Source organism: Acinetobacter sp. CY81, from assembly GCF_059515925.1.
The window spans coordinates 428,650-452,101 of the sequence record NZ_JCAKNC010000002.1 but is presented as its reverse complement, the minus strand read 5'-3'; the positions used below and the strand labels follow the sequence as shown (position 1 = coordinate 452,101).

At 38.3% G+C, this 23,452-nt stretch carries 24 protein-coding genes; 14 read left to right on the top strand and 10 right to left on the bottom strand.

Going from position 1 to position 23,452, the window contains the following annotated elements; all coding sequences use genetic code 11:
- The first annotated feature begins 17 nt into the window (after positions 1–17).
- From AC5YDM_RS04405 to AC5YDM_RS04375, 7 genes are all read left to right on the top strand, one after another.
- The gene (locus tag AC5YDM_RS04405; RefSeq protein WP_496150898.1) at positions 18–953 is read left to right on the top strand and encodes an ABC transporter ATP-binding protein; all 936 of its coding nucleotides are present in this window, start codon (positions 18–20) and stop codon (positions 951–953) included.
- Positions 950–1,723 carry an ABC transporter permease gene (locus AC5YDM_RS04400; RefSeq protein ID WP_496150897.1) on the top strand — a complete coding sequence of 258 codons (774 nt, stop codon included), beginning with the start codon at positions 950–952 and terminating at the stop codon, positions 1,721–1,723. Before AC5YDM_RS04405 ends, AC5YDM_RS04400 begins: the two co-directional genes overlap by 4 nt.
- A complete protein-coding gene (gene queF / locus AC5YDM_RS04395) occupies positions 1,723–2,535 on the top strand; it encodes an NADPH-dependent 7-cyano-7-deazaguanine reductase QueF (protein WP_496150896.1) in 813 nt (270 codons plus the stop codon). Before AC5YDM_RS04400 ends, queF begins: the two co-directional genes overlap by 1 nt.
- A 26-nt stretch (positions 2,536–2,561) precedes the next feature.
- Positions 2,562–3,212 carry a hypothetical protein gene (locus tag AC5YDM_RS04390; RefSeq protein ID WP_496150895.1) on the top strand — a complete coding sequence of 217 codons (651 nt, stop codon included), beginning with the start codon at positions 2,562–2,564 and terminating at the stop codon, positions 3,210–3,212.
- A 698-nt stretch (positions 3,213–3,910) separates the two neighbouring features.
- Positions 3,911–4,912, top strand: coding sequence for a lytic murein transglycosylase B (mltB, locus tag AC5YDM_RS04385; RefSeq protein WP_496150894.1), 1,002 nt, complete (start codon positions 3,911–3,913; stop codon positions 4,910–4,912).
- Between the two features lie 285 nt (positions 4,913–5,197).
- Positions 5,198–5,809, top strand: a complete 612-nt coding sequence (locus AC5YDM_RS04380) for a septal ring lytic transglycosylase RlpA family protein (RefSeq protein WP_496150893.1) — start codon at positions 5,198–5,200, stop codon at positions 5,807–5,809.
- Between the two features lie 232 nt (positions 5,810–6,041).
- Complete coding sequence (locus AC5YDM_RS04375) at positions 6,042–6,497, top strand: Mpo1 family 2-hydroxy fatty acid dioxygenase (RefSeq protein ID WP_496150892.1); 456 nt, start codon at positions 6,042–6,044, stop codon at positions 6,495–6,497.
- Positions 6,498–6,599: 102 nt separating this feature from the next.
- On the opposite strand, the gene AC5YDM_RS04370 is transcribed toward AC5YDM_RS04375, so the two are convergent.
- From AC5YDM_RS04370 to rpsB, 6 genes are all read right to left on the bottom strand, one after another.
- Positions 6,600–6,911 (bottom strand): AzlD domain-containing protein, encoded by a 312-nt coding sequence (locus AC5YDM_RS04370; protein ID WP_496150891.1) that lies wholly within the window; start codon positions 6,909–6,911, stop codon positions 6,600–6,602.
- A gap of 3 nt (positions 6,912–6,914) precedes the next feature.
- Positions 6,915–7,547, bottom strand: a complete 633-nt coding sequence (locus AC5YDM_RS04365) for an AzlC family ABC transporter permease (protein ID WP_496150921.1) — start codon at positions 7,545–7,547, stop codon at positions 6,915–6,917.
- 225 nt (positions 7,548–7,772) lie between these two features.
- A complete protein-coding gene (locus AC5YDM_RS04360; RefSeq protein ID WP_496150890.1) occupies positions 7,773–8,609 on the bottom strand; it encodes an AraC family transcriptional regulator in 837 nt (278 codons plus the stop codon).
- 66 nt (positions 8,610–8,675) lie between these two features.
- Positions 8,676–9,185: a DUF3465 domain-containing protein gene (locus AC5YDM_RS04355; RefSeq protein ID WP_496150889.1), complete on the bottom strand. Its 510-nt coding sequence runs from the start codon at positions 9,183–9,185 to the stop codon at positions 8,676–8,678.
- A 101-nt stretch (positions 9,186–9,286) separates the two neighbouring features.
- Entirely contained in the window at positions 9,287–10,165 is an 879-nt protein-coding gene (gene tsf / locus AC5YDM_RS04350) for a translation elongation factor Ts (protein WP_496150888.1), read from the bottom strand.
- A 138-nt stretch (positions 10,166–10,303) separates the two neighbouring features.
- Positions 10,304–11,056 (bottom strand): 30S ribosomal protein S2, encoded by a 753-nt coding sequence (gene rpsB, locus AC5YDM_RS04345; RefSeq protein WP_496124954.1) that lies wholly within the window; start codon positions 11,054–11,056, stop codon positions 10,304–10,306.
- A gap of 224 nt (positions 11,057–11,280) precedes the next feature.
- On the opposite strand from rpsB, the gene map reads away from it, so the two are divergent.
- From map to AC5YDM_RS04325, 4 genes are all read left to right on the top strand, one after another.
- A complete protein-coding gene (map, locus tag AC5YDM_RS04340) occupies positions 11,281–12,105 on the top strand; it encodes a type I methionyl aminopeptidase (protein ID WP_496150887.1) in 825 nt (274 codons plus the stop codon).
- Between the two features lie 445 nt (positions 12,106–12,550).
- Positions 12,551–13,702, top strand: a complete 1,152-nt coding sequence (locus AC5YDM_RS04335) for an OmpW/AlkL family protein (protein ID WP_496150886.1) — start codon at positions 12,551–12,553, stop codon at positions 13,700–13,702.
- Between the two features lie 224 nt (positions 13,703–13,926).
- Positions 13,927–15,141 carry an MFS transporter gene (locus AC5YDM_RS04330; protein ID WP_496150885.1) on the top strand — a complete coding sequence of 405 codons (1,215 nt, stop codon included), beginning with the start codon at positions 13,927–13,929 and terminating at the stop codon, positions 15,139–15,141.
- Entirely contained in the window at positions 15,134–15,268 is a 135-nt protein-coding gene (locus tag AC5YDM_RS04325; protein ID WP_496150884.1) for a hypothetical protein, read from the top strand. The genes AC5YDM_RS04330 and AC5YDM_RS04325 overlap by 8 nt, the downstream gene beginning before the upstream one ends.
- An 80-nt stretch (positions 15,269–15,348) precedes the next feature.
- On the opposite strand, the gene AC5YDM_RS04320 is transcribed toward AC5YDM_RS04325, so the two are convergent.
- Positions 15,349–16,260 carry a LysR substrate-binding domain-containing protein gene (locus AC5YDM_RS04320; protein ID WP_496150883.1) on the bottom strand — a complete coding sequence of 304 codons (912 nt, stop codon included), beginning with the start codon at positions 16,258–16,260 and terminating at the stop codon, positions 15,349–15,351.
- A 103-nt stretch (positions 16,261–16,363) separates the two neighbouring features.
- Between AC5YDM_RS04320 and AC5YDM_RS04315 the strand changes: the two genes are divergently transcribed.
- Positions 16,364–17,227 carry a pirin family protein gene (locus AC5YDM_RS04315; RefSeq protein WP_496150882.1) on the top strand — a complete coding sequence of 288 codons (864 nt, stop codon included), beginning with the start codon at positions 16,364–16,366 and terminating at the stop codon, positions 17,225–17,227.
- A 188-nt stretch (positions 17,228–17,415) separates the two neighbouring features.
- Entirely contained in the window at positions 17,416–18,735 is a 1,320-nt protein-coding gene (gene chrA / locus AC5YDM_RS04310; protein ID WP_496150881.1) for a chromate efflux transporter, read from the top strand.
- A gap of 42 nt (positions 18,736–18,777) precedes the next feature.
- Here the strand turns inward: chrA and AC5YDM_RS04305 are convergent, their stop codons facing one another.
- The 3 genes from AC5YDM_RS04305 to sthA all read right to left on the bottom strand — a co-directional run bounded on the left by AC5YDM_RS04305 (position 18,778) and on the right by sthA (position 22,229).
- Positions 18,778–19,884 carry an AAA family ATPase gene (locus AC5YDM_RS04305; RefSeq protein ID WP_496150880.1) on the bottom strand — a complete coding sequence of 369 codons (1,107 nt, stop codon included), beginning with the start codon at positions 19,882–19,884 and terminating at the stop codon, positions 18,778–18,780.
- Between the two features lie 100 nt (positions 19,885–19,984).
- Positions 19,985–20,554 (bottom strand): hypothetical protein, encoded by a 570-nt coding sequence (locus AC5YDM_RS04300; RefSeq protein ID WP_496150879.1) that lies wholly within the window; start codon positions 20,552–20,554, stop codon positions 19,985–19,987.
- Positions 20,555–20,813: 259 nt separating this feature from the next.
- Positions 20,814–22,229, bottom strand: coding sequence for a Si-specific NAD(P)(+) transhydrogenase (gene sthA, locus AC5YDM_RS04295; RefSeq protein WP_496150878.1), 1,416 nt, complete (start codon positions 22,227–22,229; stop codon positions 20,814–20,816).
- A gap of 209 nt (positions 22,230–22,438) precedes the next feature.
- On the opposite strand from sthA, the gene lipA reads away from it, so the two are divergent.
- The gene (gene lipA / locus AC5YDM_RS04290) at positions 22,439–23,452 is read left to right on the top strand and encodes a lipoyl synthase (protein WP_496150877.1); all 1,014 of its coding nucleotides are present in this window, start codon (positions 22,439–22,441) and stop codon (positions 23,450–23,452) included.

Below are 23,452 nucleotides of genomic sequence, written 5' to 3'. Positions count from 1 at the left end.
TACCCTAAGAGAATTCTATGACTGAAGCTTTGACGTTGCGGGAATTATCCAAAACCTACAAAAATGGGTTTCAAGCACTCAAAGGCATTGATTTAAGTGTGCCTGAAGGTGAGTTTTATGCGTTATTGGGTCCAAATGGCGCAGGTAAATCTACAACGATCAGTATCATCAGTTCATTGACTAAAAAGACGTCAGGTACAGTTGAAATTTTTGGGCACAATTTAGATACTCACCCTTCTGAAGCGAAGCAATGTCTGGGTATCGTCCCACAAGAATTTAACTTCGGTCATTTTGAAAAGACCTTTGATATATTGGTGACGCAAGCTGGTTATTACGGTATTCCCAAGAAACTTGCCGAACAACGCGCTGAACATTATTTAGAAAAACTAGGCTTATGGGAAAAACGTGGCGTACAAGCACGCATGTTGTCAGGCGGTATGAAACGTCGCTTGATGATTGCTCGTGCCATGATGCATGAACCTAAGCTTTTGATTCTAGATGAACCAACCGCAGGTGTTGATATCGAATTACGTCGTTCAATGTGGGATTTCCTCACTGAAATGAACAACAATGGCACGTCTATTATTCTCACAACACATTATTTAGAAGAAGCAGAACAACTGTGCCGTCGTATTGCCATCATTGATCGTGGCGTGATTAAAGAAGATACCTCGATGAAATCTTTCTTAAATCAGCTCAATGAAGAATCGTTTATTTTTGATTTGGAGTATCCGATTGAACCGATCAATATCGACATTATCGGTGTTCGTTTCAACCTGATTGATCCTGTCACATTAGAAGTCACTTTAGATAAATCTCACTCTATGAATGATTTATTTCAATTGCTTGAGTCTCAAGGTATTACGGTTTCAAGCATGCGAAATAAATCAAATCGCTTAGAAGAACTCTTTGTAAAAATGGTCGAAAAAAATCTTGAAGGAACTGCACAATGAACTTTAACCAGCTCAAAGTTGCGCTGTTCACCTTAGTGCAAAAAGAAGTTCGCCGTTTTATGCGAATTTGGCCTCAGACGCTATTACCACCTGCAATCACCATGAGTTTGTATTTTGTGATTTTTGGGAATCTAGTCGGTTCTCGCATTGGCGAAATGGGTGGATTTAGCTATATGCAGTTCATCGTGCCTGGTTTGATTATGATGGCGATTATTACCAATAGCTATTCAAACGTTTCTTCAAGTTTCTTTAGTGCTAAATTTCAAAAAAGTATTGAAGAACTGGTGATGAGTCCTGTCCCGCTACACCTGATTCTATGGGGTTATGTGATTGGTGGTGTTTGTCGCGGTGTGTTAGTGGGTCTTATTGTCACTCTAATGAGCCTATTTTTTACTGATTTAGCGATTCATAATATTTTCATTACTATTTACACCGTGATTGTGACTTCATTATTATTCTCACTTGGCGGTCTAATTAATGCAGTTTATGCAAAATCATTTGATGATATTTCAATTATTCCCACATTTGTATTAACTCCACTGACTTATTTAGGCGGTGTATTTTACGCGATTAGTGCCCTTAGCCCTTTTTGGCAAAACTTATCGTTGATCAATCCGATCGTCTATATGGTCAATGCGTTCCGCTACGGCATTTTAGGTCATAGTGATGTAAACGTAACTCTTTCATTAATCTTTGTAACGGTATGCTGTGGCATTCTCTATGCAATCGCCTACTATTTACTTTCTCGTGGTTCAGGAATGCGTGAATAATGAGTGTAGAACAATCTTTATTGGGTAAAGACACCAACTACCCTACCGAATATCAACCCAGTATTCTTTTTCCTATTGCTCGTGCTCAAGCACGCGAAAATTATGCGGATATCGAAGGCATTTACCAAGGTAAAGACTGGTGGCATGTTTTTGAAATCTCTTGGTTAAATGCAAAAGGAATTCCTCAAGTTGCGATTGGACGTATTGAGTTACCTGCGACTTCGCCTAATTTAATCGAATCAAAATCTTTAAAGCTCTACTTTAATAGCATGAACTTCACTCAATTTGAGTCAAAAGAAGTGTTTACTGAAACGGTTGAAAAAGATTTATCTCAAGCAGCTGAAGGCAAAGTGAGCTTAACGCTATTCCAAGCGGATGAGCTTAACATTAGCCAGCCTCAAGGCATCTGCATTGATGACCTCGAACCGAAGCGTTTAGAAAACCATCCAGATGCAACGCTGTTAGAGTTGGATGAAAATGCTGAAGACGTTGAAATCGAACTCTATTCACATTTACTCAGAAGTAACTGTCCAGTCACAGGACAGCCGGATTGGGGCACGGTTTTCATCCGATATAAAGGCAAAAAACCTTGTTATCACAGTATTTTAGCTTATATTATTTCTTACCGTCAGCATAATGGCTTCCACGAACAATGCGTAGAACAAATGTACGCAGACTTGTGGCGGAGTTTTAATCCTGAGAGACTGATGGTATATGCAACATATACGCGACGTGGTGGTTTAGACATTAATCCTTGTCGTGTATCTGACCTAGCATGGATGCCAAGGCCAATTCGTTTGGCTCGACAATAAAATGAATAAATTTAGAGGTTTTAACGATGTCCTATTTTGGTTTCATTCCTTCTGAATCACTATTAAAAGGTATTCAGACTGGAATAGAGAAAAAAAATTCCAATGAACCACTGTATCCCTTACGTGATCAAACCGCACTTGCGATTAATGAAGAAATCATTAATGCAATTTTAGTTGAACTGGTTCGTCGCTTCCCTGCAAGTGACAAACGGGATACCGCTGAAAAGTTGGCTGGCTATATTAAGTCCACAGTTGCTGTATTACTTAAACAATTACTCAATAAAGCTCCAAATGAGGTTGTTCGTCAGTCGATTGAGTTTTCAGAGAAAAGTTTATTTAAAGATCCGCAGGGTAACTACCGTGTTGGGGCACCGTTAAAACCTGAGCTTGTGACAAATATTAAAAATATATTTGCAGAAGTGAAAGCTGGTAATGAAATTAATCGCACAGTGCTGAGCGAATATTACAAACAATTCGCTGAAGCATTGGTTCGCCACTTTATGAATGACTTTAATAAGACACTGGACTTGGGCATGATCAAACGCAAAGCGGCTGATTTAGGCTCTGCTGCAGTCATTAAAGCTGTTCATATCGCGATTGATAAACTTATTCCTAACTTTACTAAAGAAGAGTTATACGCAGCTTCTGAATATCATGACACTTTATTTATTCAATAAATTAATGTGAACCACATAAAAAGCCTTACTCATGTAAGGCTTTTTTAATGTGTCAATGTTCCAACTTTTTCCAATGAATCAGTACATATATAGTTACTAAGATAAAGTCATATTAAAGTACGTTCAATTAAAGCTAAATACACATCTTCAGACACTTTATCTATCTAAAAGCCACATAATTTCTCATCAATCAGTTTTTGAAACATATGCTAATAAAATTCAAATTTTCATTTCAATCCTGAAATCACTAAATACGCTTATAAAAATGTTTAATTACTCTTTCCATAAGCCAATTCATCCAGCCTTTACTATCATTCAAAATATAAAAATAAATCCAATAAAAAATCTTTTCATTTTAAAGAATTCATTGAAAATTCATGATTATCCTTTAAGTTAAGATGTACTGGAAAAATAAACAATTTGGCATATTACAGATGTAATTCAGATGCATTTTTCCGTACACTATTCATCTAAGCGAATACACCGCTGCTAATGAATAAATGGTACTAATCAAAAAGCTTTGTGGTTTTTTGTTTAAGTATTTGTAAATATAAGTAGGGTCAATGCTATCTTACAGGTATAGAAATTCTCTTCCATTTTACCTGATGGTTTAAATACCATATCTACTTTAAAAGCCAATTTTGGCATCATTATGTTTATACATATGCATCGATAATAATTTTGGAACATCTACCCTTATGTTAAAACCAAATCTTTTCAGCAAATTTAAGCGCCTTTCTTTGATTTTAGGTGCTTTCACAGTTTCAAGCTTTTGTCAGGCCAATGATTTTGCTGCTGATCCCAATTATAACAATTTCAAATTAAAAACCATGCAGACTTATGGTTTGACCGCTGAACAAGTGGATTGGGCAATGAATGGTTCTAAAAATATTCCCAATATCATCAATATTATGAACCGTCCTGGTGAAAGTAAGCCATGGTATAGCTATAAAACCAACTTTTTAGCGGAAGGAACGATTCAACGTGGTGTTCGCTTTAAGCAACAATATGCCGATACGCTTAACCGTGCGGAACAGCAATTTGGTGTCCCACAATCGATCATTCTCGGCATTTTAGGTGTAGAGACTGGATTTGGTGCAAATAAAGGTAATTTCGTCACTCGTGATGCATTAGCTACACTCGGTTTTGGTTATGAACGTCGTGCACAGTATTTCCAAGACGAACTCAGTGCGCTCATTGCATGGTCTTATAAAGATGGAATTCCTGCCAATTCAGTGGTTGGCTCTTATGCAGGTGCCGTAGGCTATCCGCAGTTCATGCCAAGTAATATTCCAAAATTTGGTGTGGATTACGACGGTAATGGACATATCGACTTAAGAAACTCTGCTGTAGATGCTATTGGCTCTATTGCAAACTATCTCGCTCAACATGGTTGGCAACGTAATCAGCCAATTGCTTTTCCTGCACGTTATAGTGGATCAAATCCTGAAGCAGTGATTGCGAAAGATTTAGCTTTACCTACACCTTATGGTGCGCTTAAAACCCAAGGTATTAGCCCTATGAATCCAATTGTTAAAATTGATGACTTGGATATGGTGAATGTTATTCAATTACAAGAGAATTATGGTTCAATTTACTATATTACTTACCCTAACTTCCAAGTGATCACCACTTATAATCGAAGCCGTATGTATGCCACTGCTTTATGGCTTTTAGGGACAGAAATTGCCAGTCGTTAAGACTGGTAATCTCGCACACAAATACAAAGTCAAGAAATATTTATGTAAATAAGATCACAAAACACACTTTTTTCATCTTTTGTTACAATATTGATTATTTAATAACCGTTTTTTGTGATAATTTGTGGTTTTTGTAACTAAAGTTAAAATAAAGCTAGACACCTTTATGCCACCATGAATATTATCCTTTACCGTTAAATGCAGTTGCACAAGTGAATTTACAGACCATAGTGGTTAATTTTCAGCGACTTAGAAGATTAGATTGTGGTTCCAAGGAGTTAAACGATGCATGCTTCGCTTAAATTTTTATCAGTTCTGACGATTGGTCTGAGTATGACTCAGGCAAATGCAGAACTTGTTCAGTCATCATATTTAAATAATGATGCTGAAAACTCGAGTCTTGCTTCTCGTGTCATTAGTAAAGACACCAGTAGCTTTAACTCACACTTTTCAAACTTGAACAGTTTAGCAATCACTGAACGCTCAGGTGACAAAATTCGTCGTGAAACAATCGCTGCGAAAATCCAAGTCCCTAAAGAAGAACCTTCAGTTATTGATAAATTAAATGATGTTGCTTCTAATACCGTTCGTCGCTTCAGCCAAACTGGCGTTGCGTCATGGTATGGTCGTCAATTCCACGGTCGCAAAACTGCGAGTGGTGAAACATTCGATATGAATGGATTAACTGCTGCTCACCGTAGCCTGCCATTGAACTGTTATATCCGCGTGACAAACAAGAACAATGGTAAAAGCGTAATCGTTAAAGTAAACGATCGCGGTCCATTCCATGGTAACCGTGTTGTTGATTTATCTTATGGCGCAGCTAAATCACTTGGTATTACCAATGCTGGTACAGCAAGTGTAAGTATTGAACGTGTAGATGGTCCAAATTCTTAATCAATTTTGAAGCATGCATTTATACGGAAAAGCCACTTTACAGTGGCTTTTTTAATGGCTTCGATATAATCATGCCTGAGCTTTTTTAAATTCAAATTCCCCTCTCCCCCATTGATCTTTCTGACTTCATTTCAACCCATTTGGGTTTTGACCAAATATAAAATCCAAACTATATTGATAAGCATAAAACTAATTACATTTAAAAATAAGCACTGTATGCAAGGAGTGGCTGATGAAGACGATTTCTGAATGGTTAGATGAATATAGTGAAAGCCATCAAGATCCAACCAATAAATCTATTCACTGGGTTTGCGTACCCGCGATTTTATTTTCTATTATTGGTATGTTAGCTCACTTTAGCGCATTACTCACTGCACTACTGATCATTCTAACGTTAGTGTTCTATGCACGTTTAGATCTTGTATTGGCTGTAGCCATGTCTGCCTTAATTTTAGTTATGGCTTGGTTGATTTGGATTTTACCTGTGGGTGTCGGATTTTATATTGGCGTATTTGTTATTGCATGGATTGGACAATTTTATGGTCATAAAGTTGAAGGTAAAAAACCTTCTTTCTTTAAAGACCTCCAATTTCTTCTGATTGGCCCTTTATGGTGTGTTGATGCCTATATCGGTAAAGTTATACCCAATTGGAAATCACGCCAAAAATCGCAAATGACGAGCATTTAGAAGATGATCAGCTTTAAGGTGATGAAAAACCCTCGTTTCAATGTTTTTTCATCACTTTTTAGCACTCATCCGAACTAAAAGTTATATAACAACGCGCTAAAATCATAACAGTGAATCGAGCGCATAGAAAAAAATTAAACTACACAAAATACTGACCAATAATCTTCTTGTGATCAGCGTGATAGATAAAGTAAAAATTGCACCATAAAAATAACTATTTTGAACCAATCCTCTGAATTTGCCCTCTTCAAAAAAGATCAAAGGTAAACAAATCGAGATCATCAAACAAGGAGCTGCATACTTCAGCATACGTATAACAAAAGAAGGTAAGTTAATCCGAGTTTTCGGTTCTAAAAATAAATAACGATTAAAAAAAGTCACACAAGCCAAGCTAATCACAAAGAACCAAGTCATTTTCTAATCCTCTGCCTGATCAAAAATAGCGGCGACCCACATGCCTATAAAGCCTGCCAAAAGAATTGAGGATTTCACATCCATCCAACTTAAAACCAGTCCACTCAAGCTAGACACGATGACGCCATATATCGCAGCTTTGTTTTGAATCAACATCACTGCCATGACCAAAAAAACGACCACGATTGAAAATTCCAAATGAAGATTGGACAGATCAGGCACCGCATTGGCTAGAAAAATACCCACCAAACTAAAAACAACCCAACTGATATAAAAACTGAGTCCTGCACCCAGAAGATATGCGTAGGATGGAGTTTTTTTGAGCACCGCTGTGGCAAATAACTCATCAGTCAGTAAAAACCCAATACTGAGTCTGCGCCTTAAAGCCCAAGTCTGAACGTCATTTCTTAAACTCAATGCATAGATAAAATGCTGACTGGTGAGAAAAAAGATAGTCACCACAATACTCAGCAATGATGCACCCGTCATAAGCATACTCAAGCTCACCAACTGTGCAGCACCCGCAAACACTAAAGCAGACATCCCAATTGCTTGCATCATACTGAGACCTGCATTGACCGCTGCCGAACCCGCTAATATTCCCCACGGAATAACTGCGAGCGACAGTGGCAACATATCTTTCACACCATGTAAAAAACTTTGAGATTGTTGTTTATCGAGCTGACCTTCAATACTTGCCTGTTGAATGCTTTTTTGCTGAATACTGCTTTGATGAATACTGTTTTCTTGAAACACTGGATGCTTCACATCAAGTTGTTGCATAAAAAATCCCACTACTTAAGTTTACTAACGTAAATATGCGAGATTAGGCATGCTATTTCTTGAATAAAATTGCGGTGCTTAGATTTTCTTATGTGCAATATATTGCGCAGGCGTACAGCCCAATGCTTTTTTAAAATGACGTGTATAGTGGCTTTGATCAGAAAAACCACATTGCTGTGCAACCATGGCTATTTCACAGCCTTGCTTTAATAAATATAACGACTTACGGATTCGAAACTGTACCAACCACGCATGCGGTGGCAAGCCTGTAATCTTCTTAAATTGGCGCAATAAATGCCAAGGACTCAGATTAACCAGCGCAGCAAGCTCCGTCAATTGATGCTCTTTCTCAGGTTCAGCTTCCAACATTTCTTGAACAAGCAGTATCTTACTGTGTGCTTCAGGTAGATCTTTTAACACCTTACGAGATTGACTATAACGGCTAAGTAAATAAGCTAAAGTCGAGACATATAGGCTCTGTTTAAACAGCATATTTTTAGGCTGTAATAACAAATCAAAGAGCAGATCAAGTTGTTCCGCTAAACCCTCATCATGAACCACCGCCTGTGGAAACCATGGCATGAAGCCCGCTTCATTAAAGAAGTCTTGACTGATTTCTTGGATCATTTCAGGGGTAGGATAAATGGCACGATAACACCACCCAGTCTCAACTGCCGATGAACCTGTATGCACTTCATCAGCATTGACTAAAATAATATCGCCTTGCGGAGCAACATGCTGATTTCCAGTGCGTAAAAAGGACTGTGCACCCTCATCAATTAAACCAATGCAGTAACCTTCATGTGTATGCTTAGAAAATTGAGTATCTTGATAGGACGCCTTTAACATCTCAAGACCATTTAGCTCATGAAAATGATGATAATCTACAAATTCTCTAGGTCTTGTGTCACGCATAGCTAGCCTCTCCTCAACGTCTAGCATACTGTGCTTGAAATGAGTTTATAGAACAAAATTGCTCAGTTACTGATAGATTTCACCTTCATGCTTTAGCCACCCTCCAACATGACGATTTTGGGGATCATGATGTGTCCAATGAATCACACCGCCCTTTTCGGTATATTCATATTCTCCATAAAACTCAACAGTATCGCCTTTTTGAATATTCTTGATTCTTGGTGCAAGGTCAATATTATGTGCAACCAATACGGTCAAACCATTTTCCAATCCTAAAATAAACTTTTGATGTCTTGAACCCTCATTATCATCAGCAAGTACCGCTTTAACACGACCTACAGACTGTACTTGAACATTACTCTGGCGACGATCAAAAGCCTGTTGAATTACACTCAAACCATTTTGTTGGTTTTGATTAGAAGTGCTAGAGTCATGTGATTGACTATTCTGCTCACCTCCTACTGAATTCTCAGTCAGCTGAGAGTGTTCTTTATTATTGGTATTTAAATCTAGACCAAAAAATGCGGCAATCAATAAAACAATAACCACTCCGATACTCATATTTGTTTTTTTCATACACTTACTCAGTTTTATTTTGTGCATCTAAATTTCATGATATCTAAGCATAAAAAAAGCCCCAAATGGGGCTTTTTTTAACTTTCACCTAATGGCAAAAATTATTGTGCAGCAGCAGCTTGAGCAGCAGCAACTTCGTCAGCGAAGCTCATTTCTGCTTTTTTCTCAATACCTTCACCTACTTCGAAGCGAACGAATTGTGCAACAACAGTACCTGTTGATTTAAGAACGTCAGCAACTTTCTTGTCATTGTCGATTACATACATTTGACGATCAAGTGCAACTTCGTTCAAGTATTTCTCAACAGAACCAGTTACCATTTTTTCAACGATGTTTGCAGGCTTACCAGATTCGATTGCTTTAGCTTCAGCAATTTCTTTCTCTTTAGCGATAAGTTCAGCAGAAACACCTTCAGCATTTACAGCTACTGGGTTGAACGCAGCAACGTGCATTGCAATACCTTTACCAGTCGCAGCATCACCTGTGTAAGATACAACTACACCGATTTTTAAACCGTGTTTGTAAACAGCAATGTTCTCGCCTTCAACGATAGTTGCGCGACGAACTTGGATGTTTTCACCGATTTTTTGAACTAGAGCAATACGCGCTTCTTCAACAGTAGCACCATCTTCTAATTTTAATTCAGCAATTTTAGCAGCATCAGTTTCGTTTGCAGCAAGTGCAGCAGCAGCAACTTGAGCAGAGAAACCTGCAAAGTTTTCGTCTTTAGCAACGAAGTCAGTTTGGCAGTTCACTTCTAAAAGTAAAGCTTTGTTGCCTTCTTGAGCAATCGTGATCGCGCCATCAGCTGCGATGTTACCCGCTTTTTTAGCTGCTTTAGCTTGACCAGATTTACGAAGGTTATCAATCGCTAACTCAACATCACCATTTGATTCTGTTAATGCTTTTTTGCATTCCATCATCGCAAGACCAGTACGGTCGCGTAATTCTTTAACCATGCTTGCAGTAATAGCAGTCATGTTATTCTCCTAAATACGGTAGAAAATGAATCTGTTCAACAAAAACGGCCCAAAGTGTTCTCTGGGCCGTTTTGCATTTCAACGCTTAGTTTGCCACCATCACATGTCGCAAAAATGACAAGTTCGCGTCAAATAGCATTAAGCCTCAGGAGCTTCTTTAGCAGCTTCTTCGCCTTTAGCTTGTGCATTAGCTTGAGTTTGAGCATATTCTTTACCAGCTAGAATCGCATCAGCCATAGCAGAAGCATAAAGTGTTACAGCACGGATCGCATCATCGTTACCAGGAATAACGAAATCTACGTTATCTGGGTTAGAGTTTGTATCAACGATACCGATTACTGGAATACCAAGGTTCTTAGCTTCTTTAATCGCAATCGCTTCGTGATCAACGTCGATGATGAACAATGCGTCAGGTAAACCACCCATGTTCTTAACACCGCCTAAAGAGCGTTCAAGTTTTTCCATCTCACGAGTACGTTCTAAAGCTTCACGTTTAGTAAGCTTAAGGAAAGTACCGTCTTGAGATTGAGTTTGAAGATCTTTCAAACGGTTGATCGATTGACGAAGAGTTTTCCAGTTCGTCAACATACCACCTAACCAACGGTGATCTACATATGGTTGACCAGCGCGTTGAGCTTGTTCACGAATGATGTTAGAAGCAGCGCGTTTAGTACCAACGAATAATACTTTGTTCTTTTTGCTAGCAAGATTGTTAACAAAGTTCAAAGCATCGTTTAACGCAGGAACAGTGTGCTCAAGGTTAATGATGTGAATTTTGTTACGCGCACCAAAAATGTATTCACGCATTTTTGGGTTCCAGAAGCGAGTTTGGTGACCAAAGTGCGCGCCTGCTTGAAGAAGGTCACGCATACTTACGTTGTAATCTGCCATTTTCTTTACCTTAAAGTTTGGGTTAGGCCTCCATATGTCCAGCATCCTCCACCTCAGGATTAAAAACCCTTTTGGCACCCAGAGAAATGTGACGACATATGTGCGGATTTAGTTTCGCCTATTTCAAATAACATACGTGCATAGATACACGAAAAAGCATTTGATAAATTCGGCGGCTATTTATACCATAGTCACACACAAATTTCCAAAAGTTTTTAAAGATCATGAACAGTACTTACGAGGCTCCACGTCGACTTATCAAAACACCTGAAGAAATTGAAAAAATGCGTGTGGCGGGACGACTGGCGGCAGAAGTTTTGGATATGATCAAACCGCATATTGTTCCAGGGGTAACGACCTTAGAGCTTGATACGATTTGTCATGACTATATCGTGAATAAACAAGATGCTATTCCAGCTTGCTTAGGCTACGGCGCAGCACCTGGACGCCCTGCTTTTCAACATGTGATTTGCACATCTGTAAACCATGTTGTTTGCCACGGTGTTCCATCTGATGCAAAAAAATTAAAAAAAGGCGACATCCTGAATATTGATGTAACTGTGATTAAAGATGGTTATCACGGCGACACTAACATGATGTATGTGGTGGGTGGTGAAACATCAATTCTTGCTGATCGTTTATGTAAAGTGGCTCAAGAAGCCATGTATCGTGGTATGGAAACCGTTAAACCCGGTTCTACGATCGGTGATATTGGTCATGCGATTCAAAAATATGTTGAATCCGAACGTTTTGGTGTTGTTCGTGAATACTGTGGTCATGGTATTGGTACAGTTTTCCATGACGAACCACAAGTGCTCCATTATGGTCAAGCCAACTCTGGTATGGTTCTTGAAGAAGGTATGACATTTACCATTGAACCTATGGTCAATGGTGGCGATTGGAAAACCAAACTCCTTGGAGACAAATGGACAGTTGTGACTAAGGATCATAGTTTATCTGCTCAGTACGAACACACTCTCCTAGTGACTAAAACTGGTGTAGAAGTTTTAACTGCACGTCCTGAAGAAGATCTTTCGCGCTTTAAGTAATTCAATTGTCAAAATTTATTCTATACAAGAGACCCCTCAAGGGGTCTTTTTTATGGATCAGAATCAGTATTAACACACTTAAATAAAACTACCCCCTTTAAAAGAAGCAAATATCACACTGCTACTTATCTCTAGAGTTATTTTATAAAAGTTATATCATTGCATGCTCTAGACAAAATTATATTGAGGATATTCTTAAGCCCTAAAAGGATTTAAGTTGAAAGTTCATTTTATTTAAAGAAGAAAGCCCAAATTAAATGATACTAATGAGATTCAAGCATTACAAAAACCACCCAACCCTACAAAATAATTAATACATATATTCCTGATACTTACAGGAAGCCTACTAATTCTGCGTTTTAAGACAACAATGTGATCATTTTTTGTTTTCATACTCTGCAATACAAAAACAAATACATTAATTTTTTGGACACGGAGTCCCGAGATGAAAAAAGCTTTGCTTAATACAGCAATTTCCGTATCAATTTTAACTTTGCCACTGATCAGTCACGCTGATTCGCCTTATTTTAGTTTAAAAGATGGCGATGGATTTAAGCGTTTCTCTGTATCTGTGGGTGCATTACATGTGATGCCGCAAGGTAAGGCACAACCCATTAATATTAATACCGCTGTTGCTGAAGGAGAGAAATCTGCTGTTGGAAGTGTTACAACTAAGTCAGTATTAAATGCTATTGATACCTCAACTGCTGATGGGCGCACTAAACATAATAAACTAGAAGTTTTAACAAATTCTGGATTAACTAGCCCATTGATTGTTGACATGATTAATGGTGAAAAATATTTAAAACCACAGGTTGCTGGGACTGCGACTATTGATGGTCTCTCGCAATGGAAAGCCCAAGGTACAGGCTTAGAAGCTGATGATGTTACCACTTTAGGAATCATGACAAATTATTTCTTTACCGATAATATTTCACTTGAAGTAAAAGCTGGTATTCCACCAAAAGTAGATATACAAGGTAAAGGTCAAATTCATGCGCCTTTAAGAGGTATAGCTGATCCCGGAAGTGTTAATTTAATCATCGCAGATCTTGATGCTGGTTTAGTTTTAGACGGCGATTTACCTTTAAAACAAGATATTTTTATCACTGATTTGTCCGCACATGGAAAAGTAGCAGAAGCACGTGCTTGGACACCAGCTTTTGAGTTTCAATATCACTTTGGTAAAACAGGCGTCAATAAATTCCGCCCCTATGTTGGCTTAGGGATGATGTACGCTTACTTCAATGATCTAGAGATGAATCCTAACCTTGAAACTGATTTAGTGAATGCAGGACATAAAATTGCCAATATTAAAAATGGTGCGGCGGGTGCAGCCTTAGATGGCAAAGCCAGTACAGCTAATCCAAAAGTTAAATTGGACGCGAGTGACGCCTTTGCCCCTGTAGCGACTGCAGGTTTCACTTATGACTTTAATGATCGTTGGTTCGCAGTGGGTTCTGTCTCTTACGCTCACCTAACAGGTGAAACAACAATTACTGTAACTGATGAAAAATTAGGGAAACTCATCGACGCAAAATCTGACATCGAGATTAATCCTATTTTGGGCTATGCAGGTGTTGGTTACCGTTTCTAAAAAATCAATTAATATAAAAATCTGAATTTTCATCAGATTGATTTTATCCAAGCGATCTCTAGTAGATCGCTTTTTTGCTTCTTAGGATTGACGTATAAAGTTCTAAAGTCAATTGACACTTTCAATATTCATGAATATTTTTTATTGATTGATAAATTTTTATTCTGTCGTCATGCTTTAGTGCATAAATTACAATAACCGCTGACATAGTCCTAGGATTCGCGATGACGACGGATACACGTTTTTCCAGACCACTTATATATATGCTGATTGGTAGTGCTTTTATTCTGGCGCTGTCTTTAGGTATTCGTCATGGATTTGGACTGTATTTAGTCCCTATGAGCCATGAGTTCGGCTGGAGTCATCAAGTCTTTAGTTTGGCGATTGCTTTTCAAAACTTACTCTGGGGTGCAGTTCAACCCTTTACTGGGGCTTTAGCCGACAAGTACGGAAGTAAACTCGTCGTCGCTGGTGGTGGTTTACTGTATGCCATTGGTTTAGTCATGATGGCATTTAGTTCATCAGGGCTCATGATCAATATGAGTTTAGGCTTAATTATCGGTTTGGCTTTATCTGCAACCTCATTCCCTGTTCTTCTTTCTGCTGTTGGACGTGCAGCCCACCCAAGTAAACGAAGCCTAGCCATGGGGATAGCCAGTGCAGCAGGATCATTTGGTCAATTTATCATGTTGCCAACCACCCTCTTATTACTAAAAGAATTCGGTTGGTCATCTGCATTGCTGATCACTGCCATTTTAGTGGTCATGGTCGTTCCTTTAGCATTCATGCTGAAAGCACCGATGTATGTCGATCCAAATGCACCTGTGGTTGCTAAACCATCGATGAGCTTTAAAGAAATTCTGATTATTGCTAAAAATCACAAACCTTTTATTTGGCTCGCATTGGGTTTTCTAGTTTGTGGTTTCCAAGTGGTCTTTTTAGGGATTCACATTCCTGGTTATCTTACTGATCATGGATTTAGCACCACAACAGGTACTGTATTTCTCGCCTTGGTTGGATTATTCAATATTGTCGGCACTTATACCGCAGGTTGGCTAGGAGACAAATACTCCAAACCTAAATTATTGATGGGATTATATGGCTTACGCGGTATCGCCATGATCGCATTTTTGATGTTACCCCTCAGTACATGGACGATTTATGCATTTGCCATGATCATGGGTTTATTATGGCTTTCTACTGTGCCTTTAACCAACGGCATCGTTGCCAATATGTTCGGTGTTAAATACCTCAGCATGCTCAGTGGGATTGTATTTTTCACCCATCAAGTTGGTTCATTTTTTGGTGGTTGGTTGGGTGGTTTAAATCATGATATAACTGGAAACTACAACATCATCTGGGCGCTCTCTATAGCACTCAGTGTATTTGGTGTTTTGGTTCACTTGTATGTCAATGAGGAGGCAATCGTGCATGACTAATTCAGACTTATTGCTAAAAACCTCCATTGTGATCATGGTGATTTTATTTATCTTGCTCGCAATTACATTGTGGTGGCAGACACCTGAAATGTTTGAATACTTCAATCAAGCATTCTGCGCACATTAAAATGAAGAGTCTGAGTGAGAAGCATCTCACTTCAACTCATCTGTTCACATTAAATAAAAAATCAGAGCAAAGACTTCATTTTAAGTCTTTGCTCCGCAATTACGAATTTTAAACTGTTCAATGAGATATTCTAATAGCAGTCGCATTGCAGGCATCATGCCTTGTCTAGAGGTATACGCGATATGAATCACGCCTCGCGGTAATTGCCACTCTGGTAACAACTCAACCAATACCCCTTTCTTCAATTCCTCAAATACAAAAACGCGTGGTAACGATGCTATTCCCACCGCATTCAGCACACTACTTTTCATTGCCGAAAAATTATCGGTTTTTAAGCGTGGTTCAAATTCAATTTCTTCTATTTCATCCTGCTGATTTTTAAAACGCCATGATTGTTTCGGACTTTGGAAACCGATACTTGGTAATCCTTTTAAATCATCCAAGCTTTCAGGATGCTTAAATCTTTTAAATAGATCAGGAACAGCGACCAATACATGTTCCCATGCATCCAAATCACGTACGATCAGCTCACTATCTTCTAGTGCTGAGTTACGTACACGAATCGCTAAATCCACTCCTTCTTCAATCAAATCCACACGATGGTTACTTGCCAATAAATGCACCTGAACCTCAGGATATTTACGCATAAACTGTGCGACCATTTCGCCCACTGGCATCTCAACCAAAGCAATCGGACAAGACAACTTAATTAGACCTGAAGGCTCATCTGATTTTGCACTTTGGATAAAATTTTCAGCCGCAGTGACATCATCCAAGATCTTTAAACAATATTCATAAAACTTTTGCCCCATTTCAGTCACCGTAAACTTACGGGTATTGCGCTGAATAAGCCGTACCCCGAGGCGTTCTTCTAAATCGGTAATACGACGTGACAGTTTGGATTTAGTAATCCCCAAGGTTTCACTGGCTTTGGTATACCCTTGGTATTTGACGACCTGAACAAAATGATAATAATCATTCAAATTTTGCATAATTGTTCCATTTTTAGAATTATCTGTTGTGCTTAACTGACTGTAATTATAACGAGTGAACTCCATTTTATGTTTAAGACAAACATAATCTAAGGATAAATCAATGAACTCAATACAAAAAGTATATACCAGTGATCGTAGCACTTGGGTCGGTGATGGTTTTAAAACCAACTCGATGTTACCTATGAGCGACATGAGTAGCGCAACTAGTCCATTTTTAGTAATGGGATATACTGAAAGATATCCATTTGAACCAAGTTCACATCAGCGTGGTGTAGGCATGCATCCTCACCGTGGTTTTGAAACAGTCACTATTGTTTATGAAGGTGAGTTAGAACATCGTGACTCTAAAGGTAATCATGGCAAGATTGGTGCGAATGAAGTGCAATGGATGACAGCAGGTCGAGGCATTATGCATGAAGAACATCATTCAAAAGCATTTGCGCAAAATGGTGGTCATCTCGACATGGTTCAACTTTGGGTCAACTTACCAAGTCACTCAAAAATGGTTGAACCACGCTATCAGGAACTGACTGAGCAGAATATCCCTGAAATCATCTTGAATGATGATCAAGGAACCATTCGTGTGATTGCGGGTGAATACGTGCATGCTAAAACTATGGCACAAGGCCCTGCACTTACTTACAGTCCTTTAAATTTATTGGATGCAAGATTAAATGCGAATAAAACTGTTCAATTCAACTTTGATCCAACTTGGAACAACATCATCTTTGTACTCAGTGGATCGATTAAAATTGATGGTCAGATCTTTAATCATCTTCAAACAGTATACCTGAATCATGAAGTTTCAGAAGTCGATATTGAAGTGCTTGAAGACAGTAAATTACTGATCGCAAGTGGTGAGCCGATTCATGAACCGATCGTGGCACATGGTCCGTTTGTCATGAATAGCGAGGCTGAAATTCATCAAGCCTTTGCAGATTTCCAAACAGGCCGATTTGCTTAATCGCTTAATTAACTGGTTGCTTAAGCTGTAGATGTAACGATTTAAGACTGTTCAGTACAATCCCATACTCATTTGAAATAACCCACCTCGTGTGGGTTATTCATTTATATCGCTAAACTTATCTTTATTTTTTCAACAGAATGTCATGTTTAAGCGCTATCCTATTTTTAAAAAATATTAAGACTGCCATGATCAAATCCCCTGTTGAACTCCATCAAAATACGAGTCCTGAACATACACCATACATAGATCGACCTAGACCTTTAGATATCAGTCAGTTTCAAATTTTTCTCATATTCTTCAAATTAGGATGCATATCCTTTGGTGGACCAGCAGCACACTTGGTCTTTTTCCATCAACGATTTGTACAACAATTAAAATGGCTCTCTGGTGAACAATACAGCCAACTGGTCGCATTATCACAGATCATTCCGGGACCAACTAGCAGTCAAGTTGGTATCGCGATTGGCTATTTGACTCGTGGCTATATCGGTTCATTCAGTGCATGGTTAGGCTTTACCCTACCTTCGTTCATCTTAATGACCCTGTTGGCTTATCTAGGACAACATTTTTTTGGCGCTTTAAATGCTGAAATATTTCATGTTTTAAAATTGATTGTATTGGCTGTTGTCGTCTTTGCATTCTGGCAAATGCTGAAAAGTTTTTGCAATACCATTTGGCAATATTTACTGATGCTTACATCTGCTTTATTTATTTACATCAGTGATTTAAATCTCAGCCAAATCATTTTGATTTTTGTAGCTGCCATCTGTGGTTTAATTTTTTCAAATAAAACAATCAAGAGAAATAGTACGAAAAGCCATAAGAAAAATAATACAAAATCAGCTTCGACTCATACTTTAACTGAAAATTTAAAACTGCCTCAACAACCCATACCCGCTTACCTTTGGCTGATTGTTTTTATTATTCCTTTTGCGATCTTTGCACTGTTAAAAACTCAGTTTAATCATCCTGCATTACACAGCATTGAAAGCTTTTATACTTCAGCCTCCATGGTCTTTGGTGGTGGACATATCGTCCTTCCACTATTACATCAGGACTTGGTTAATGGTGGTTTAATTTCTAATGAAAAATTTGATTTAGGCTATGCTGTGGTGCAGTTAATGCCAGGTCCACTTTTCACTTTTGCGAGTTATTTGGGCGCTTTATTACCCATTACTGATTCCATGCTATTGAATGCAGTTATTACCACTTTAGCTATTTTTCTACCCTCATTTTTTCTGATCTTTGGGACGTTGCCCTATTGGTCTTGGCTGATGAAACAGGAAAAAATCTATCGTGCCGTAGAAGGTATTAATGCTGCTGTAATTGGATTATTACTATGCTTAATCGTGCAAATGACTCAAGACTATATTCGAAGTTGGTTAGACATTGTATTTGTCATATTGGTCGTACTTTTACTTCGTACCAAACTTCCCGTGGTAGTCACCATTATTTCAAGTTTTAGTGTTTATTACTTCTTATTAATTTCGATCAATTCAGTTTAAAAATATGTAAGAAAAAAGCTTTAAATCACTCTAAAATTTAAATTATGTTGACTGACCGTTGATCGCAACCACAACTGTTTCACCCTCTTTCTGATCCAATTGAAAATGCTGTACTTCACAGTACCCTTGAATCATTTCTGCTAAGTCTGTTGAATGACTGGTCACCCATAACTGTGTATAGCGACTGGCTTCTGCAATCAGCATGGCAAGTGCAGGCAACAAATTAGGATGCAAACTATTTTCAGGCTCATTCAATGCCATAAACAACGGTGGTCTCGGACTAAGTAATGCAACAGCTAAACATAAAAAACGTAAGGTTCCATCTGAAAATTCTGCACTTTCGAGCGGTCGCAATATTCCCTCTCGTTGCATCATCATTTGAAAACGCCCACCTTGTGCATCTACAAAAAAACGTGTATTTGGAAAAGCTTTATCTAAAACCTCATACAGGGTTTCTGTTTGACCTCGTTCTCTCAACGTTTCAAATGCAGCTGCCAAATTTGTACCATCATGCGATAAGATTGGAGAACGAATGCCCACCTGTGGCATGCGTATAGCTGAATCAGAGCTGACAGAAAACTCATGATAAAACCGCCAGTTTTTCATACTCTCGCGAACTTGAGAAACTTCGGGATATAAATGCGGATCGGACAATTGTCCAAAGACCGAATCTTCCTGTGTAAGCGTCATTGGATAAGCAATCTGCTCTCCATCCACATTTTTAAGAAATGCCGCTTGATTCGTCCGCTCCATCAACACACTCATTTTACGGCGTTGATATCCACTCATCCATATATTTTCTTTCTTCACCAATGGATCTAGGCCAAACAAACTAATTAAAGGTTCAGGAAAGCCAATTTCAAGTTGGTATTCATAATGCTTCATCTCTACCACTAACTTCATACGCTTGGGGTCTTTGGCACGATCGCCTGTCCGATGACCACCTGCCCACATGATTTTTTGAATTCCTCCTTCATTTGCAATTGCCTGAGAGAGTTGTCCATTGGCTGCATCATGCAGTAAGCGCACCGCTTTATAGAGGTTTGATTTTCCACAACCATTTGCACCACTAATCAAATTAAGTTGAGCAAGAGGTAGCGTCAGATTTCTAATAGAACGAAAGCCTTTAATGGTTACCGATCGAATCATCTATATTGCCTATCATTGGTCATCTATGATGTGAATTTAATTATATTAAATGTGTTCAAACTGTTCCTAAAAAAATGACTAAGTGTGCTCTTAATTAATTTTATCGAATGTTGAAAAAAATAAACTTAGGTAATATTTTCTTTAAATTATTTATATTGTTTTGAATATCTTTTCTATTTTCATTAACAATTATTTTATAATACCTTAAATCCTCGTCCCCTTTATCATCTAGCTGAAATGATAATTTATTCTTCTGAAAGCTACCTTTTTCTAAGGTTTTATACATTAACTCGGCTAATTTATCAAAATTTAATTTAAAATTTTCATAGTGTTTATTTATGGATTCATCTTTGCTCTCAAATGATATTAACTCTAAGTCTGATAATATTTTTTTATAAAGATCTTCAACTTTCAGCTTTAAATCTTTCTCAGCTCCATAGAAAACGTTATTATTTTCAGGATGATTTAAGTTATCTTTATGCGCGTCTACATAATCATTCATAAGTTCACAAAAGTTATTTAAATCTCTATATGTATCGTGGCATTTACTAGATAATAATTCAGCTCTCTTTTGCTTCTTCCATTGTCTAAATATACACCATGCCACTATAGGTGTTACTAATGGAATAAACTTTGAAGCTAACTCCCAATTCAAACTACAAGCATCCATTTTTTATCCTTTTAAAACTCTATAAACAGTAACAACGCTACAACCTGTACCTTTTTCTTCTTTTGTTAAACCTTTTTATTTAACTCTATGATTCTAACATGTTTCTTAGTATCAACTAATTTGCAGTGGATTTGTATTAGCTACTCAATATAAAAATACTCAAACAATGAATTTACAAACATAAACTCGAAATAAATAGGAAATAAAAAACCCGCAAGTTTTCACTCACGGGCTTTGCATTTCTAAACCAAATATCAACTTAGAATAAACGGTTCATACCATTTAGTGTTGCTACGCGGTAAGCTTCTGCCATCGTTGGATAGTTAAATGTGGTTTCAACAAAATACTTGATCGTATTTCTGCCACTTTGCATCACAGCTTGTCCAATATGGATAATTTCAGCAGCGTTATTACCGAAGCAATGCACACCTAAAATTTCTAAAGTATCACGGTGGAATAAGATCTTAAGCTCACCCACTGTATCCCCAGTAATTTGTGCACGTGCCAAATGACGGAAAGAGGCTTGACCCACTTCATAAGGGATCTTTTCTTCAGTTAACTGCTGTTCAGTTTTACCAATCGAAGAAATCTCAGGAATTGTATAAATACCTGTTGGAATATCTGTCACAGGAGCAACACCGATTTCACCGCTCATATTTGAACCTGCACAACGACCTTGGTCATACGCAGCAGAAGCAAGTGACGGCCAACCGATGACATCACCCGCAGCATAGATATTTTCAACTTCAGTTTGGTACTGATCATTGACGTTTAACTGACCACGGCTGTTCGGTGTGATCCCTACATTTTCAAGACCTAAACCATCAGTATTTCCTGAACGTCCATTACACCAAAGGATCGCATCAGCTTTAATCTTCTTACCACTTTGTAAATGAAGTACAACGTGATCATCAAACGTTTCAAGATGATCAATTTGCTCATTGTGACGAATCAATACGCCTTGCTCACGTAAGCGATATGACAATGCATCAGAAATTTCATCATCAAGGTAGCTCAATAGCTTCGGCTGTGTATTGATCAAATCAACTTTATGATCTAGACCAATAAAGATCGATGCATATTCACAACCAATTACACCCGCACCATAAATAATGATTTTTTGAATGGTGAAATCAAGATCCAAAATCTTATCTGAATCAAATACACGCTTATGATTAAAATCAAGTACCGAAGGACGGTAAGGACGTGAACCTGTTGCCACAACCAATTGCTTAAATACGATCGTTTCTGTCACGCCTTCAGGATTAAATACAAGCACTGTATTTTTGTCTTGAATGTAAGCACGACCATGAAAAATATCGATACGGTTGCGATCATAGAAACGTGAATGCGTTTGTACTTGTTGTTGAATCACTTTATGTGCATTTTGCAGCACTTGTTTCATGGTGAACTGTTTCCATTCACCCACTTTTTGAAACATTGGATCACGCTGATAGCGAATAATGCTTGAAACCGTTTGACGCAACGCTTTACTTGGAATTGTCCCCACATGGGTACAGTTACCACCCAATTGTTCACGTATATCAACGATTGCAACGCGCATGCCTGACTTGGCAAGCTTCATTGCAGCACCTTCACCTGCAGGTCCCGAACCTAAAACAACTGCATCGTATTTTACAAAGGTTCCACTCACGACCTCTTTCTTACGCGCCATTCAATGCTCCTACTGTTCATATCATTTATATCTATACACTATTATGACTTAATTTATATGACTTTGCTTTATTTCAATTTCATATATTGCTTGATAACGACATTTATTAAATGAATATCGTTTTTACCCCATTTCAGTGCAATTTCGTTATACTAATGGGGCTATTTTTTTAAAATATCCCCCGTCCAAAAACAGTGGAATCGTTGAATATGTCTGAGAACCGTAAACCAGTACAGGGTGAAAAACTTCGTGGCGCTGAGAAAGTCGCTCGTATACCTGTAAAAGTTATTCCTACGGTTGAAACTCCACGAAAGCCTGACTGGATTCGTGTAAAAATGGCAGCGCCTGAAGAAGTTCAACGAATTAAAACAACACTGCGTGCTCAAAAATTACATACCGTCTGTGAAGAAGCTGCTTGTCCAAACCTACCTGAATGTTTCGGTGGTGGTACTGCAACCTTTATGATTATGGGTGATATTTGTACCCGTCGTTGCCCATTCTGTGACGTTGCACATGGTCGTCCAAATGCCTTAGATGCAGATGAACCACGTCATATGGCAGAAACCATTGCCAACTTAGGCTTAAAATATGCAGTCATTACCTCTGTAGACCGTGATGATTTATTGGATGGTGGTGCACAACACTTTGTGGACTGTATTAAAGAAGCGCGTGCTTTAAGTCCAAAAACTTTATTAGAAATTTTGGTGCCTGACTTCCGTGGTCGTATGGATATTGCCCTACGTATCATGACGGAATGTCCACCAGATGTGTTTAACCACAACATCGAAACTGTACCTCGTTTATACAAAGCAATGCGTCCAGGTTCTGATTATCAACATTCACTCAATTTATTGAAAATGTTTAAAGAATACTGCCCAGACATTCCAACTAAATGTGGTTTGATGGTCGGTATTGGTGAAACTGAAGAAGAAGTGATTGCATTACTCGATGACTTGCATTCACACGGCGTAGATTACGTAACGATTGGTCAATATTTACAACCATCTAAAGAACACGCTCCTATTGATCGCTTTGTAACGCCTGAAGAATTTGAACGTTATACCGCTCATGGTCAAAAACTAGGTTTCCGTAATATTTGGGCTGCACCAATGGTTCGTTCAAGTTACTTTGCTGACCGTCAGTACTATGGTGAACCTGTTCCAGCGGTACGTCGTAAAGCAGACCCAGCGAAGAAAATTGCAGTACAAACAATCGAAGCATAA